Here is a 14,630-nt window from a genome sequence, read left to right on the forward strand (position 1 = left end):
ATATGTTTTTGGTTAATTAAGTAATATTTAGGATTGGTAATTTATAAAAAATAAATGAATTACTATAAAGTTTTCATTTTAGCTATTTGATTTTGAAAGTTTTAATATTATAAATAATTGACTTTCTTTTAATACAGTATCAGTAAAAATAAGTTTTGAAATAAAATGGCAACTTATTTATCTATAACAGGCATAAATTTTTTTTTTCTCTTAGAATAAATTCCTTAATGGAGATAGGATTATTACCTGTTATTTTTTTGTAATTATCGGAAATTATTGGTGCCGCTAGAAGCCTTGGTATAAAGTGAAGAATAGTTAAAACGAGAGCATAATCTCTTTCAAATCCGTCTTTTAATTTTCGGATATAAAATAAGATGGGATTTACATTTTTAAACCTCATTTTTAAACCGGTAATTTTAGATATTATTTTAACAACCTCTGTAAAATTTTTATTTTCTGCACCAGTTATTTCATAGGCTTTACCTTTGTAATCATCGAATTTTAGTAATAGTTGTGCAGTAACTTCAGCAATATTTTTAACATCAATAAAATTAAATTTAGCGTTTCCCGAAGGTAAATAAATATGCTGTTTATTTAATATTTCTGGGAGCAATGTTGTGGTTAAATTTTGCATAAAATAGCTTGGTCTAACAAAAATATACTCTAATTGCAATTCTTGTATTATTTTTTCTATTTTGTAATGAGGAATAAACTTACTTTTTTCTGCACCTTGAACCGATAAAAAAACCACTTTTTGAATTCCACTTTTTTTAGCTGCCTTTAAAAGCGGATAAAATACTTCTTTACTACTAGAAATGTGAGGTGGCCTTAGTAAAAAAAGAATATCTATTTGTTCAAATGCTTGTAAATAGGAATTTTTATTATCAAAATTAAATTTTCGATACCCTAGGTTAGGATACTTTTTAAAACTTATTTTCGCTTTTTCAATATTTCTAACCGCTACAAAACTTATACTATTAGTGCTTAAGTTATTTAGATAATCTATTAACTCTACTCCAATATTTCCTGTTGCGCCAGTTATAAGTATTCTTATCATATTTTATTACACAGAGTATCTTTTTGGGTTTTTACCAGTTTTTATAACTAATTTAAAAAATATTATTTTCTTTTTTAGTTTTTAAAAAGTCCATCAAAAATATAAATAACTTTAAACCCATCGTTTGCAAAATAATTTCCTATTGTTCTATAATTTGTAACAGGATTTCCAAATTTAGAGGTTGAAATAATAATGGTTTTCATAGTTTACTTTTATTATTTTTTTTGATCTATATATTTAATTTTTAATTTATCTATCAAAAAAACAAGTAGTATTCCTAGAAGCATACCAATTAAATAATTGTAATCGATGTTATTTTTTTGGTTAAAGTATCTAAAAATAAGCTCCACAATGATATAGAAAGAAATAAAAAAAGTAAAATTTTTGACTTTGATATTTTCTCTAGAAAAAAATATAAGTAATAAAAATAATAATTGGGGTTGTATACTTTGCTTTAATATTTTTAGAATGTTACTAGTATTTATATTGTTAATATTAATTTCTTTTGTGTAATTACTTAAAATATAATTTATTAAAATTAGAGCAATAATACCCAATAAACAGAAGTAATTTTTTTTCATAATTTTTTGCAATAAAATGATTAAACTTATCTATACAACTCACCTAAAACAACATGTATTTTTATTGGTTTTATACACTCCATTATTTCTTGCTATTTCCTTTTTATTTTGTCCTACGAATTATAAAACCATTATTTATTTTTTCAAATCCAATTTTCGGATAGTATTGCATTGCAGTAGTTGCGGAAAGTAAAATAAGCGCAGTTTCATTTCCGATTTCTTTTTCAGTTAATTCAATCAATCGTTTTCCAACTCCTTCTTTTTGGTATTCCTTTTTTACGGCCAAATCCGACAAATAACAAGCATAACAAAAGTCTGTTATCGCACGCGAAATTCCAATCAATTCGCCATTCAACCACGCAGAAATAATCAGATTTGAATTTGCATACATTTTCGCAATTCGTTTACTATCTTTTATTGGTCTGTTTATTCTTGAACTATCATAAACCTCAATTATTTCAGATGTTTTTGGAATAATTCCGATTTTAAATTCAATATTTTTCATTCGGTTTCGATGTTTTTTAGCTTACAAACAACGGTTTTCTCTCGGATTAGTTATCATATTTAATAAACTAATTTAGTAAATAAATCCTTAATCGAAAATTCGCGAGGATTTTTTAAGTAGGGGAGAACAAGCAATTACATATAGCCTTTGTTATTTGAAGGCTTTTATTATTTAATCGTCTTAAATTCAATTAAATATGGAGTTAAAGGAATTCCTTCTGTATTTATAAATCCAGAACCAACTACAATTTGATATTTTTTTGATGGCTCTAATTTTTCAATGCCAAAACTTACAGACTTTCCGTCTTCCGAAAAACCTTGAAAATCTTTAATTCTAATAACATTTTCTTCACCAAGAGGTCCAAATTGAAAATTACGAAAACGTGTATCCATTTTTTGAGAAAAATGAATTGTCAATACATCAATGTTTGTCTGTACGTTGATGCTTTTATTTTGAATTTTATCTATACTTTCAACTTTGGGTCTGCTTTTTTCAAATGCTTCTTTGTATAAGTTTAAAGGATTATTAAAATACCCTGATTTTTCTACGAATTTGATTAGCTCATTTTCATTATTGTAATCAAGTTCTATCATTTCTTTAATTGCCTTTTGTTTGTCCGTTGATATGTTGTAATATTCTTCGCAAATCTTATAACCAACATAGTACGCCAAATCACGCATTTTAAACTCGTTATCCGAACTGTTCCAAATCCAGTTGTATATATTTGGAGAAAACATTTCCAATTCAAATTTGGTTTTAATTTTAGCATCATTATTTCTGCCAAATTCAATTTGCGGGTTTGGCGACTTTGTCTCTAATGCTTTTTCAGCTAAGAATTCTGCAACGCCTTCCAAAACGGTTTGTGCTAATAAGCTATTTCCAATAGTTGTTTTTTGTTGCGTGTGAATATATTCGTGAATATTTAAGAATACAATGTTCTTGCTGGGTTCAGAATCAAAATAATTCTGTAAATGAGATAAATTTTTAGGAAACTCATTTGTGTATTATACTGATATAGGTTGACTTTTTTTACACGTTCAAACAATTTTTTCAGCCTTTAAAGAGGTAAAAAAATAATTTGAACTAATTAAGTTATCAGATCTTTATTTCAGGTAAATTTACATTATTTTTTCGATATGATTTGTATTTGATATTAGGTTTAAGATGCACTTCTGCCGGATTTCTTAACGCTAGACTATAATGCAACCTTAAATTGTTGTAGATGTGTACAGCTTGTTTAGTCATTTTTTGCGCTAAATGGTTGTTTTTAATGGTTTGTTTTAACCCATATTCATATTTAAGAGTTCTATTGATACGTTCGGCAACTGCATTTTCATACGGATCGTATTGCTCAGTCATACTCATTGTGATTCCGTTACTTTCAGCAAAATCAGTGTATTTAGGATTACAGTACTGAAAACCTCTATCGGAATGATGTATAAGCTTTTTATTGGGATATTTTCTATTTTTAATAGCCATAGCAAGCGCGTCCTTACAAAGCGATGTTTTCATATGATTGTCGATTTTATAGCCCATAATTTGCTTAGAATAAGCATCTGTAACTAAGGCTAAATAGTTGTGCCCGTTTTCGGTTTTAATGTATGTGATATCGCTTACCCAAAGTTGTTCAGGACGAGTAGGAACGTGGTCTTTCACTAGGTTTTTATATTTCTTATACATATGGTTAGAGTTTGTTGTGGTGATGTAATTTTTGCGTTTAGGAATCAGTAAGTTATTGCTTCTTAGAAATCGATAGAACTTGTCTCTTCCCATTTTAATATCCGCATTAATGAAGTCTTTTTTGAGGGCATTGTATAGTTTTACACCACCAGTTTTAGAGCCTACAGTTTTGCGATAATCTTTAACCATTTTGATTAGCTTTTGTTGGTCTATTTGTTGTTTTTGTTGTGTTTTGAGTCTTTTGTAGAAAGCTTGTTTACTAATCCCAAAACACTCATAGAACCACTTTCTTTTAAACGGTTTTTCTTTTTTTGTTCTATCTCTTTTGCTAATGTTTTGGGCAATGACTTTTTTGACATATCGACTCCTGTAATGAGTTCCATATCTGCAATAATATCTTGCTGAAAGTCCTTTACAAACTCTAGTTCTTCAATTTTTTCCTTAAGTTTTTTAATTTGATCGTTTTTGCTCATACCTATGTTTTGTTGCACTAAGGTACTATATTTTCTCAACCAATAAGTAATTGTTGTTCTAGGAATATCATATTTTTTAGAAGCAGCACTTCTAGATAATTGTCCGTTTAAGATTTGGTCAACGACTAAAAGTTTGGTTTCTAGAGTTGCTTTTTGGTAGCTTTTTTTTAGCCAGTGTTCATTTTTTGTTTTCATAAGTGACTGTAATTAATGGTTTAATTTTTAGTCAACCTATTTCAGGAAAGTACCTGGTTATAATGAAGCACAACGGTTTTGTATATGAGCTGTGGCGTGTCTCGGTACGAACCTCTCCAAATAAAAACTGGCTTTGGAAAATCCGCAGGATTTTCCAAGTAAGCACAGACCAAGCCATAGCTTATATACGGTGTTGTAAAACGTTTTTTACCAGTCGTCTTTTTTTGTTTTTTTGTCTAAAAGAAAATTGGCTATTTCAGTTACTTTGGTGTTAAAATAATTCTCTATTTCTGTTTTCGTTTCGGGAAGCCTTAAATCTCCGTTCTTTTGGTTGTAAATCGGGTAACCTTTCCAAATACTGCCACTAAATTCAACACTTCGTCCACCATTGTCGGCAGTAATGCTTAATGCAGTTATTTCAAATCTTACTTTTCCGTCTTTAAATCTCAATTCCGTTGTATATTTCATACTCACGTCTAATTTTGCTCCGCTATTATTGACTTTCGTAAATTGAGGTACGTAAGTTTCAAATCGTAAATATTCGTTTTCTGTTTTTCCTTTAATTACTTCGTCTGGGTTTTTATAATTTTCATTCACGTATTTAATCGCGTTTTGATAAAGTTCCGCTGTTGTTTTGGCAGGTGTTTCAATTACCAGAAAAGCATTTTCAAGGTTAGATTTGTCTTTTAATCCGCTTGGTGTTACTTCATATTCTTGAGAGAATCCGATGAAATTTAAAAGCAAAAAGCTTAATAGAAATAATTGGTTTTTCATAATTTTCTTTGTTTGATGGTTTTTGTTCAAATGTTTTACAACTAGTTATATGAGGCACATAGTTCCTATTTATAGTTTTCTGTTACCGGATAACAGGAACTTTTGTGCTCGTTTTAAAGTTTTCAATAAAAGTAAACTTTTTTTATAAAAATTAGAAATAAAAATACCTTTTTTCTTAAAAAAAGAAATTTTTTAAGAAAAAACAGTATTTAATTCATAATCTTTTCTTTAATAATATACATGTAAACAGGATAATGATCTGAGTAACCACCTGTATAATTTCCATTAGAAAAACTCCGAAAAGGATACCCTTTATATTTCCCTTTTTGGTGTGTTAAAAACTGCTTATTAAAAATATTTGCCTTGTACATTTTAAAACTAGAATACTCTTTTTTACCAGTATCTAATAGATTTCCGGAAATTAGTATCTGATCAAATAAATTAATATTATCTCTATAAACCAATGTATTAAACCCTCTTCTAAACATGTTTTCATAAGGGTTGTATAAATCGAACTCTTTAACAGTTCGCTTTTGGTGTTTTGTTTGTAAAACCTCTTTAAAACTCTTGTTTGTTGGGTCGTCATTAAAATCGCCCATTATAAAAATTTTAGCATGTTTATCTTTATCTCTTATTTTAGCTATAATTTTTAAATTCTGATAAGCAGCCTTTTCTCGTAACGGACTACTATTTGCCGAACCACCTCTTCGAGAAGGCCAATGGTTTACAATAATATGAACCATTTCATCATCTAAATAACCAGAAACCAATAATTGATCTCTCGTATAAACCTTTTTGTTATCGCTATAAATATTAGGATTATAAACTTCATCAAAAACAGGTTTAAAATACTGCTTCCTATATAGTAAAGCTACGTCAATACCCCTTTTATCAGGAGAGTCGTAATGTATAATTCCGTAATCAAATGCTTTTAAATGCTTAGAATTTATCAAATCCCTTAACACATTTGTATTTTCTACTTCTGCAACACCAATTATAGCAGGACTCGTTTTAGATTCCTCCTTACCAATTTTTGCAATGGTACTGCTTAATTTTTCTATCTTATCATTGTAAACAAAAGATTTATTCCATTTTAATTCCATTATCGGACTCGCCTCGTCATTTTTAGAAACATCATTAATTGTATCAAATAAGTTTTCTAAATTGTAAAAAGCAATTGTTCTAATGGTATATTTTTTAGCATTTTGCTGAGAACATGAACTACTAATACTAAATATAAATAGTAAAATAATAAAGTATCTTTTTTCCATAAGTAACATTTTTTTTAAAAACAAAACTACAGTACAATGGTCGTCTTAAAAAATTAAATGTTAATTATTATTGCTTTTCTAACTAAAAATTGATTAGCTTTACTACGCTATAAATTTGAAATTGAAAAAGTTATGAGAAAAAAATCTGTATTTACAGGAGTATTTTTGTTATGTTCTATGTGGCATTTTTCTCAGCAAACAATAAAAGGTATTATTCTAGATAACACTTCCAATTCGCCACTTACCAATGTTTCGGTAACTCTTAAAAATACTGTTTTAATTGCAAAAACAGATAACAAAGGCGAGTTTCAAATTAGTCTTCTCAAAAAAGGAAACTTTATCCTAGAGTTAAACTTAGTAGGCTATGAAATTCAAAATTTACCGATTACTTTAACCAATAAAAACATCAATTTAGGTACTATTTTATTATATAAAGATATTACAAGTTCCGAAGACCTAAGTGTTATTAGTATTACCGATGATGCGTTAGATGCAAATATTAATACTTCAGATAATATTGTTGGGTTGTTACAAGCCTCTAGAGACGTTTTTTTAAACACTGCCGCTTTTCAGTTTAGTGCCTCGTTTTTTAGAGTTAGAGGTTTAGATGCCAACAACGGAAAAGTTTTGCTAAATGGGGTAGAAATGAATAAACTACATAATGGCAGAGCACAATGGAGTAATTGGGGAGGTTTAAATGATGTATTAAGAAATCAAGAATTTAGCAATGGTTTGGGGGTTTCTAATGTAACTTTTGGTGGTGTTTTAGGAACTACAAACACAACTACTAGAGCCAGTTTACAAAGGCCAGGCTCCAGAATTTCGTATTCTTCTTCTAACAGAAGTTATGTGCACAGAGTAATGGCAACTCATCATACTGGGGTTTTAAAAAATGGTTTATCATACAGTTTTTCTGTAAGTAGAAGAGCTGGTAAAGAGGGTTTTAATGAAGCTACTTCCTATAATTCTAATTCGTTTTTTATGGCTGTAGAAAAAAGGATTAATAAAAAGCATCATATCAATTTTACAGGAATTTATACGCCCAATAGAAGAGGTAAATCATCTCCAAACACCCAAGAGGTAATTAATTTAAAAGGAATAAAGTATAACGAATATTGGGGTTTTTTAAATAATAGAAAAATAAATACTAGAATTAAAGAAGTTGCAGAACCTATTTTAATGCTAAGCCATTATTGGAGTTTTAAAAAAAATGCTACTCTTCAAACAAACGTTTCTTATCAATTTGGTAAAGTTGCAAATTCTCGTCTAGATTTTAATGCAGGTGCAAATCCGAGTCCTACATACTATCAAAATTTACCCAGTTATTTTTTGCGGAATAATAATTTAGCAAAAGCGTATACCGCAAGAAATAATTTCGAGAATGATGGGCAAATAGATTGGCATCAAATATTCGATGCTAACAAAACAAATGCAGCTGTAAATAAAAATAATGCTTATGTTTTATATGATGATAGAAATGATGATAAACAACTTGTAGTAAACACAATATACACCCATAATGTAAATAATCATATAACTATAAATGCCAAGTTAGCATATAAAAAATTGCAAAGCGAAAATTTTGCACAAGTAATAAATTTATTGGGAGGCAACGGATACTTAGACATTAATAATTTTGCAAAATCGTATACTCAACAGCAAAATGATGTATTAAATCCGAATAGAATAGTTACAGAAAATGATAAATTTAGATATCATTATACTATCAACGCCGAGGTTGCGAACGCCTTTTTACAAGCACAATTTAAATACAGAAAAATAGATTTCTATATAGCTACTAACGCCTCTAAAACAAGTTATATAAGACAAGGACTGTATAAAAATGGTAGGTTCGAAAACAACTCTTTCGGCAACTCTAAAAAGTTAAATTTTAATAATTTTTCGGGCAAAACAGGTGCCACTTACAAAATAAACGGAAGGCACCTAATAGATTTTAATTTTGGCTACATTTCGCAAGCACCATCCATTAGAAACTCTTTTTCAAATGCAAGAGAAAATAACAATACGGTGAACAATTTACAATCAGAAAAAATTTTAAGTACCGATATTAGTTACTTGGTTAGAAGTCCTTTTGTTACTGCAAGAGTTACAGCATATTTTGCTAATATTAAAGAGGCAACCGAAATTTCTTTTTACTTTGCAGATGGTGTTGGTGGCGACAATACAGCATTTGTTCAAGAAATTTTATCGGGCATTCAAAAGAAAAATATAGGACTGGAAATTGGTGTAGAAGCCCAAGTTACATCAGCAATAAAAATTAAAGCAGCAGGCGCTATTGGCTCATTCACCTATGCAAATAATCCGGATTTATATCTAACTTCAGATAAAATTAACGAGGGTATATTTGATAAAAACGGACAATCTAAAAACTACACGTCGTATTTAAAAAACTACAAACAAGCCGTAGGTCCGCAAAATGCCTATGCTATTGGTTTCGAATACAGAGACCCAAATTATTGGTGGATTGCCACATCAGCAAACTTCTTTAGTAATACATTTATAGATGTTGCTCCACTTACAAGATCTAGTAATTTTTATACGGCAGAAGACGGATTAACATTTAATGATTATAACATTACTACTGCACAAAAATTATTGCAACAAGAAAGGTTTAAAAGTTACAAAGTAATAAATCTTGTGGGCGGTAAGTCTTGGAAAATCAATCAATATTACATTAGTCTATTTGCAACCGTAAACAACCTGTTTAATACCATTTATAAATCTGGCGGATTTGAACAAGGTAGAAATGCAAATTATACAGAACTTAGAAAAGACAAGGCTTTAGAAAAGCCTGTTTTCGGAAACAAATATTGGTTTGGTAGAGGAACTACTTATTTTTTGAATGCAAATATCGGATTTTAAAAAGCTATAAACATGAATTTAAAAAGCAACATTATTGGAATTATAGGTAGTATTAGTCTCATTATTGGTGGATGTGTAAATGATAATGATTTTTCTGTTCCAGAAAATTTAGGAGCAGAAGAAAATACAAAACAATTACTATTATTAGACAGTATAACAAGTAATTTACTTGAGTTAAAATCAATATCAGATTTAAAAAAATTATATGTTTCTGGTAGCAATCCATTAAAAATTGTTTCAAATATTGTTATCAAAGGATATGTAATATCTTCAGATGCCAAAGGCAATTATTTTCGAGAGTTTTACATGCAAGATTCACCCGAAAACCCAACATCAGGTATTAAAATTGCCATAAATTTAACGAGTAGCTATAACAAATATAATGTTGGTAGAGAGGTTTATATACGATTAAAAGGCTTGTACTTAGGCGAAATAAATTCTGGTGATGGTGTTTTTACCATTGGCGGAAGTTTAAAATTAACCAATGTAAAAGAGGTAGAAAGTATTTCTCAAAATCAACTTAAAAATCATGTATTTAGAGCCCCAAATACCGCTATAATTGTTCCTAAAAAAATACCTTTTGGCGATTTAGACAATACGGCAAATATTGGCATTTTTGTGCAGCTAGAAAACACCTCTTTTGCCAAAAACTTAAAAGGGAAAACTTTTGTAGATCCTCTAGAAGATTTCGATACTAAAAGAACAATTGTTACATGTCTAGGACCAAGTTTTGCAACCTCATTTATAGAAACTAGTGCATTTGCAAATTTTGCAAACAATGCACTACCAACAGGAAGTGGAACAATAAATGCAGTGGTTTCTAGAGATTATGCTGGTAAATTTACAGTGTTGGTTTTAAACGAAGTAGAAGATATAGAAATGAACAATCAGCATTGTATTCCTTCAAATTTATCTGATTTTCCATTAATCCTTTTAAAACAAGATTTTGAAAACACCACAAGAATAATCCAAATTCCAGATTGGACCAATTTTGTAGAAAAAGGCTCTAAACCTTGGCGAGCTTATGATGATGCAAATTCTTTAAGTAGGGCGGCAAGAGTTAATTCTTTTCGTTCTGGTGATGATCATACCGTTTCTTGGCTAATTACAAAAGCCATAAATGTAAACAACACAACAGAAGAATACCTATCTTTCGAAACCTCTACCTCTTTTGCCGATGCTAGTATATTAGAGGTTTTAATTTCTGAAGATTGGAAAGGAGATACAAGTAAAATTAATGAGGCCAATTGGCAAAAATTACCAGCAAGAATAGCCGGAAATAATGATGATTTTAATATTTTTAAACATTCAACTTTTATAAATTTGTCTTTATACTCAGGTACTGTTTATATCGCTTTTAAATATTCTGGAAATGAAAAAGAAGATTTTGATGGAACCTATGAAGTTGATAATATTGTAATTCATGCAAAATAATTAAAATGAATAAAATAGAACATATTGGTATTGCTGTTAAAGATTTAGAAGTTTCAAATACGTTGTTTGCGTCATTATTTGGCAAGCCACACTATAAAGTAGAAGAGGTTCCTTCGGAAGGTGTAAAAACATCATTTTTTAAAACAGGACCCAATAAAATAGAACTTTTACAAGCAACTAACCCTACAAGCTCTATAGCAAAATTTATAGCTAAAAAAGGAGAAGGAATTCATCATATAGCCTTTGCAGTTACAGATATTAAAGCAGAAATTTCTAGACTTAAAAAAGAGGGTTTTACAGTATTAAATGAAACACCCAAAAAAGGAGCAGACAACAAATGGGTAGCCTTTTTACATCCTAAAACAACCAACGGAGTATTAATAGAGCTTTGCCAAGAAATAACCGCTTCCGAAAAATAATAAAATTAAACATACGTTAAAATACAAGAAAGTCTTAGGGCAAAATGCATAGTAATTAGTATCTTGCCTGCGTTTTAAAAAGTTTTAAAAATGGCATCTAAATTTGAGTCTTATCAAAAAAGACGCTTAGCATCTTCCTATATTTCCGTAGTAATTAGCATTGCTTTGGTGTTGTTTATGGTAGGTGTTTTGGGTTTAGTTTTGTTAAAATCTACCTTGGTAACAAACAGAGTTAAAGAAAAAGTTGCCATTACCTTATTTTTAAAAGATAAAGTAACCAGCAAGCAAATTAACACTTTTAAAGCCTCTTTACAAGCAGAAGATTTTACTAAAAGAGTCGTTTTTACATCTAAAAAGCAAGCAGCAAAAAATTACAGTAAAGAAATTGGCGAAGATTTTATGCAATTTTTAGGAGAAAATCCCTTAAAAAACGGAATCGATATTTTTTTAAAAGCCCCTTATGTTACCCCAGAAAAAATGCAAGCGTTAGAGGCAAAATTTTTAAAAAATGCCTTTGTTGCTGAAGTTTCCTACGATAAAATTTTAATAGATTTAATTACTAAAAATATAAAAAAAATTAGCTTTTGGTTACTCGTAGTAAGTGGTTTTTTTAGCCTTATTGCGGTTATATTAATTAACAGTTCTATTAGACTGTCTATTTATTCGAAACGCTTTAATATTAAAACCATGCAAATGGTAGGGGCAACCAAAGGATTTATAAGAAAACCCTTTATTTGGCAAAGTATAAAATTAGGCTTTATAGGTGCTTTTATAGCGCTTGTTGGTTTGGCTATTGTATTTTATTACTTAGATAAATTTGCACCTAGCTTAGGTTTTTTAGAAGATTATAATACCATGTTATATTTGGTAGGAGGTGTAATTTCTGCAGCGTTTATAATTACCTTAATTAGTACTTTTTTTGCTACACAACGTTTTTTAAACTTAAGAACAGACCAACTTTATTATTAAATTATGAAAGAAAAAAATACAAAAAAACCAGCTTTTTTGTTTGCTAAAAACAACTATATTATCATGATTATTGGTCTTTTAGTAATAGCACTTGGCTTTATTTTTATGGCAGGTGGCGGTAGTGATAATCCAGAAGTTTTTAACGAAGAAATTTATAATTGGCAACGTATTCGTTTAGCACCTACATTAGTAATAATAGGTTTGGGAATACAAATTTATGCAATTCTAGCAACGCCTAAAAAGTAAGTATGGATGTTTTAGAAGCCATAATTCTTGGTGTAATTCAGGGTTTTACAGAGTTTTTGCCCGTTTCCTCTAGCGGACATTTAGAGTTGGCAAAAGCCATTTTAGGAGATACTTCTGTGCCAGAAGAAAGCTTAACCTTTACTGTAATTTTACATTTTGCAACCGCATTAAGCACATTGGTTGTTTTTAAAAACGAAGTCTTAGAAATTGTAAATGGACTTTTTCAGTTTCGGTGGAATGAGTCGTTTAAATTTTCGTTGAAAATAATTTTATCTATGATACCTGCTGTAATAGTTGGTTTACTTTTCGAAGAGCAATTAGCCGCATTTTTTGGAGGTAAAATTTTGTTAGTAGGTTGCATGCTATTGCTTACCGCATTTTTATTGTTATTAGCAGATAAGGCAAAAAACACCAATAAAGAGGTGTCATTTTTAAATTCGGTAATTATTGGTGTTGCACAAGCCATTGCTATGTTACCAGGTATTTCTAGATCGGGAGCCACAATTTCTACGTCAGTATTATTAAGAATAGACAGAACAAAAGCCGCTAAATTTTCTTTTTTAATGGTAGTACCTCTAATTTTTGGTAAAATTGGTAAAGACGTTTTAAGTGGAGATATTAATTTTATGTCATCTGAAATTACACCTATGATAGTCGGTTTTTTAGCAGCATTTTTTTCGGGCTTACTTGCGTGTAAATGGATGATTTCTTTAGTTAAAAAAAGTAAACTATCTTATTTCTCTATCTATTGTGCTATTGTAGGTTCTATAGCCATTGGTTATGTTCTCTTAAATTAAAAAAAATCAAATGATTAGTAGTACCTTATGATAACGGAAGAGAATTTTAAAGATGGCCAAGTTTTATTAATCGATAAACCATTAACTTGGACTTCCTTTCAGGTAGTAAACAAAATACGCTGGGAAATTAAACAGCGTTTCAACTTAAAAAAAATAAAAGTTGGGCATGCTGGTACTTTAGATCCTCTAGCAACAGGTTTGTTAATACTTTGTACAGGAAAGCAAACTAAAAATATAAATACGTATCAAGGTCAAATTAAAGAGTATACAGGTACGTTTACCATTGGCGCAACTACACCAAGTTACGATTTAGAAACAGCTATAGACAAAACATTTGAAACAGCTCATATTACCAAAGATTTATTACAGAATACCTGTGCTCAATTTATAGGAGAAATAAACCAGAAACCACCTATTTTTTCTGCAATTAAAAAAGATGGAAAACGCTTGTATGAACTCGCCAGAAAAGGAGAGTCTACAGAAATTAAAACTAGAAAAGTAACCGTTTTAGAGTTTGAAATAACTGCTATAAAAATGCCAAACGTTTCTTTTAGAATTGTATGTAGTAAAGGTACATATATTCGTTCTTTAGCTTTTGATTATGGTAAAGCATTAAACTCCGGCGCACATTTATCTGCTTTAAGGAGAACTAAAATAGGACAATTCTCTGTTGAAAAGGCACTTTCTGTGAACGAATTTATAAGTAATTTAAAAAGTTAGATTTTAAGAATGGAGTTTTCTGCAGATTTTTGGAACAATAAATATGAAAACAATAAGATTGGTTGGGATTTGGGAGAGGTTTCTCCACCTCTAAAAACTTATTTTAACCAATTAGAAAACAAACAAATTAAAATTTTAATTCCTGGTGGAGGAAACTCTTACGAAGCGGAGTACCTTTATAAAAATGGTTTCAAAAATGTTTTTGTAGTTGATGTTTCTAAAATTGCATTAGATAACATAAAAAAAAGAGTTCCAGATTTTCCTGAATCAAACTTAATTTATGCCAATTTTTTTGATGTAAATGATACTTTCGATTTGGTTATTGAGCAAACATTTTTTTGTGCTATTAGTCCTGAGTTAAGGTCTAAATACGCTTTTAAAATGAACTCTATTCTAAAACCAAATGCCAAACTAGTAGGGCTACTTTTCGATGCTGTTTTAAATGATAATCATCCACCTTTTGGTGGTAGTAAAAAAGAGTACCTTTCGTATTTCGAGCCGTATTTTACTAGTATAAAAATGGAACCTTGTTATAATTCTTTTTCTAGTAGGCAAGGTATGGAGTTGTTTGTAAAACTTATAAAATAGTTCTATTTCTAAGTAACAATTGTTACCAACCAGCATTT

17 protein-coding genes are annotated in these 14,630 nt (G+C 29.7%); 8 read left to right on the plus strand and 9 right to left on the minus strand.

What is annotated here, in order from left to right; translation table 11 throughout:
• Window positions 1–181: 181 nt before the first annotated feature.
• From WHD54_RS07290 to WHD54_RS07330, 9 genes are all read right to left on the minus strand, one after another.
• Window positions 182–1,057 (minus strand): NmrA family NAD(P)-binding protein, encoded by an 876-nt coding sequence (locus WHD54_RS07290; RefSeq protein ID WP_088324570.1) that lies wholly within the window; start codon window positions 1,055–1,057, stop codon window positions 182–184.
• 74 nt (window positions 1,058–1,131) lie between these two features.
• Window positions 1,132–1,260, minus strand: coding sequence for a hypothetical protein (locus tag WHD54_RS07295; protein WP_262502737.1), 129 nt, complete (start codon window positions 1,258–1,260; stop codon window positions 1,132–1,134).
• A 12-nt stretch (window positions 1,261–1,272) separates the two neighbouring features.
• Window positions 1,273–1,638 (minus strand): hypothetical protein, encoded by a 366-nt coding sequence (locus WHD54_RS07300; protein WP_088324569.1) that lies wholly within the window; start codon window positions 1,636–1,638, stop codon window positions 1,273–1,275.
• 103 nt (window positions 1,639–1,741) lie between these two features.
• Window positions 1,742–2,143 (minus strand): GNAT family N-acetyltransferase, encoded by a 402-nt coding sequence (locus tag WHD54_RS07305; protein ID WP_088324568.1) that lies wholly within the window; start codon window positions 2,141–2,143, stop codon window positions 1,742–1,744.
• A 167-nt stretch (window positions 2,144–2,310) separates the two neighbouring features.
• Window positions 2,311–2,997, minus strand: a complete 687-nt coding sequence (locus WHD54_RS07310; protein ID WP_088324567.1) for a hypothetical protein — start codon at window positions 2,995–2,997, stop codon at window positions 2,311–2,313.
• Between the two features lie 241 nt (window positions 2,998–3,238).
• Window positions 3,239–4,087, minus strand: coding sequence for an IS3 family transposase (locus WHD54_RS07315; RefSeq protein WP_233131018.1), 849 nt, complete (start codon window positions 4,085–4,087; stop codon window positions 3,239–3,241).
• Window positions 4,033–4,491: a helix-turn-helix domain-containing protein gene (locus tag WHD54_RS07320; RefSeq protein ID WP_340766635.1), complete on the minus strand. Its 459-nt coding sequence runs from the start codon at window positions 4,489–4,491 to the stop codon at window positions 4,033–4,035. The genes WHD54_RS07315 and WHD54_RS07320 overlap by 55 nt, the downstream gene beginning before the upstream one ends.
• 207 nt (window positions 4,492–4,698) lie before the next feature.
• On the minus strand, window positions 4,699–5,265 hold the full coding sequence (locus tag WHD54_RS07325) for a DUF4468 domain-containing protein (protein ID WP_088324564.1): 567 nt from the start codon (window positions 5,263–5,265) through the stop codon (window positions 4,699–4,701).
• Window positions 5,266–5,474: 209 nt separating this feature from the next.
• The gene (locus tag WHD54_RS07330) at window positions 5,475–6,536 is read right to left on the minus strand and encodes an endonuclease/exonuclease/phosphatase family protein (protein WP_088324563.1); all 1,062 of its coding nucleotides are present in this window, start codon (window positions 6,534–6,536) and stop codon (window positions 5,475–5,477) included.
• 132 nt (window positions 6,537–6,668) lie between these two features.
• Here WHD54_RS07330 and WHD54_RS07335 point away from each other — a divergent pair, with 132 nt between their 5' ends.
• From WHD54_RS07335 to WHD54_RS07370, 8 genes are all read left to right on the plus strand, one after another.
• Window positions 6,669–9,419, plus strand: coding sequence for a TonB-dependent receptor (locus WHD54_RS07335; RefSeq protein ID WP_088324562.1), 2,751 nt, complete (start codon window positions 6,669–6,671; stop codon window positions 9,417–9,419).
• Between the two features lie 12 nt (window positions 9,420–9,431).
• Window positions 9,432–10,853, plus strand: coding sequence for a DUF5689 domain-containing protein (locus tag WHD54_RS07340; protein ID WP_088324561.1), 1,422 nt, complete (start codon window positions 9,432–9,434; stop codon window positions 10,851–10,853).
• Between the two features lie 5 nt (window positions 10,854–10,858).
• The gene (gene mce / locus WHD54_RS07345; RefSeq protein WP_088324560.1) at window positions 10,859–11,272 is read left to right on the plus strand and encodes a methylmalonyl-CoA epimerase; all 414 of its coding nucleotides are present in this window, start codon (window positions 10,859–10,861) and stop codon (window positions 11,270–11,272) included.
• A gap of 90 nt (window positions 11,273–11,362) precedes the next feature.
• Window positions 11,363–12,241 carry a cell division protein FtsX gene (locus WHD54_RS07350; protein ID WP_088324559.1) on the plus strand — a complete coding sequence of 293 codons (879 nt, stop codon included), beginning with the start codon at window positions 11,363–11,365 and terminating at the stop codon, window positions 12,239–12,241.
• 3 nt (window positions 12,242–12,244) lie between these two features.
• On the plus strand, window positions 12,245–12,487 hold the full coding sequence (locus WHD54_RS07355; RefSeq protein ID WP_088324558.1) for a DUF3098 domain-containing protein: 243 nt from the start codon (window positions 12,245–12,247) through the stop codon (window positions 12,485–12,487).
• 2 nt (window positions 12,488–12,489) lie between these two features.
• Window positions 12,490–13,284, plus strand: a complete 795-nt coding sequence (locus tag WHD54_RS07360) for an undecaprenyl-diphosphate phosphatase (protein WP_088324557.1) — start codon at window positions 12,490–12,492, stop codon at window positions 13,282–13,284.
• A 27-nt stretch (window positions 13,285–13,311) separates the two neighbouring features.
• The gene (truB, locus tag WHD54_RS07365; RefSeq protein WP_198943165.1) at window positions 13,312–14,004 is read left to right on the plus strand and encodes a tRNA pseudouridine(55) synthase TruB; all 693 of its coding nucleotides are present in this window, start codon (window positions 13,312–13,314) and stop codon (window positions 14,002–14,004) included.
• Window positions 14,005–14,013: 9 nt separating this feature from the next.
• Entirely contained in the window at window positions 14,014–14,592 is a 579-nt protein-coding gene (locus WHD54_RS07370; RefSeq protein ID WP_088324556.1) for a methyltransferase domain-containing protein, read from the plus strand.
• Window positions 14,593–14,630: the final 38 nt, after the last annotated feature.

Origin of the sequence: Polaribacter tangerinus, from assembly GCF_038024095.1 — a bacterium.
Lineage (GTDB): Bacteria > Bacteroidota > Bacteroidia > Flavobacteriales > Flavobacteriaceae > Polaribacter > Polaribacter tangerinus.

Bases quoted from the DNA above. Each gene is read 5' to 3' on its own strand.
- WHD54_RS07305 (WP_088324568.1), bottom strand. From the start codon at position 2,143: ATGAAAAATATTGAATTTAAAATCGGAATTATTCCAAAAACATCTGAA.
- WHD54_RS07290 (WP_088324570.1), bottom strand. From the start codon at position 1,057: ATGATAAGAATACTTATAACTGGCGCAACAGGAAATATTGGAGTAGAG.
- WHD54_RS07350 (WP_088324559.1), top strand. From the start codon at position 11,363: ATGGCATCTAAATTTGAGTCTTATCAAAAAAGACGCTTAGCATCTTCC.
- WHD54_RS07340 (WP_088324561.1), top strand. From the start codon at position 9,432: ATGAATTTAAAAAGCAACATTATTGGAATTATAGGTAGTATTAGTCTC.
- WHD54_RS07320 (WP_340766635.1), bottom strand. From the start codon at position 4,491: ATGAAAACAAAAAATGAACACTGGCTAAAAAAAAGCTACCAAAAAGCA.
- WHD54_RS07325 (WP_088324564.1), bottom strand. From the start codon at position 5,265: ATGAAAAACCAATTATTTCTATTAAGCTTTTTGCTTTTAAATTTCATC.
- WHD54_RS07360 (WP_088324557.1), top strand. From the start codon at position 12,490: ATGGATGTTTTAGAAGCCATAATTCTTGGTGTAATTCAGGGTTTTACA.
- WHD54_RS07335 (WP_088324562.1), top strand. From the start codon at position 6,669: ATGAGAAAAAAATCTGTATTTACAGGAGTATTTTTGTTATGTTCTATG.
- WHD54_RS07300 (WP_088324569.1), bottom strand. From the start codon at position 1,638: ATGAAAAAAAATTACTTCTGTTTATTGGGTATTATTGCTCTAATTTTA.
- truB (WP_198943165.1), top strand. From the start codon at position 13,312: ATGATAACGGAAGAGAATTTTAAAGATGGCCAAGTTTTATTAATCGAT.
- WHD54_RS07330 (WP_088324563.1), bottom strand. From the start codon at position 6,536: ATGGAAAAAAGATACTTTATTATTTTACTATTTATATTTAGTATTAGT.
- WHD54_RS07355 (WP_088324558.1), top strand. From the start codon at position 12,245: ATGAAAGAAAAAAATACAAAAAAACCAGCTTTTTTGTTTGCTAAAAAC.
- WHD54_RS07370 (WP_088324556.1), top strand. From the start codon at position 14,014: ATGGAGTTTTCTGCAGATTTTTGGAACAATAAATATGAAAACAATAAG.
- WHD54_RS07295 (WP_262502737.1), bottom strand. From the start codon at position 1,260: ATGAAAACCATTATTATTTCAACCTCTAAATTTGGAAATCCTGTTACA.
- mce (WP_088324560.1), top strand. From the start codon at position 10,859: ATGAATAAAATAGAACATATTGGTATTGCTGTTAAAGATTTAGAAGTT.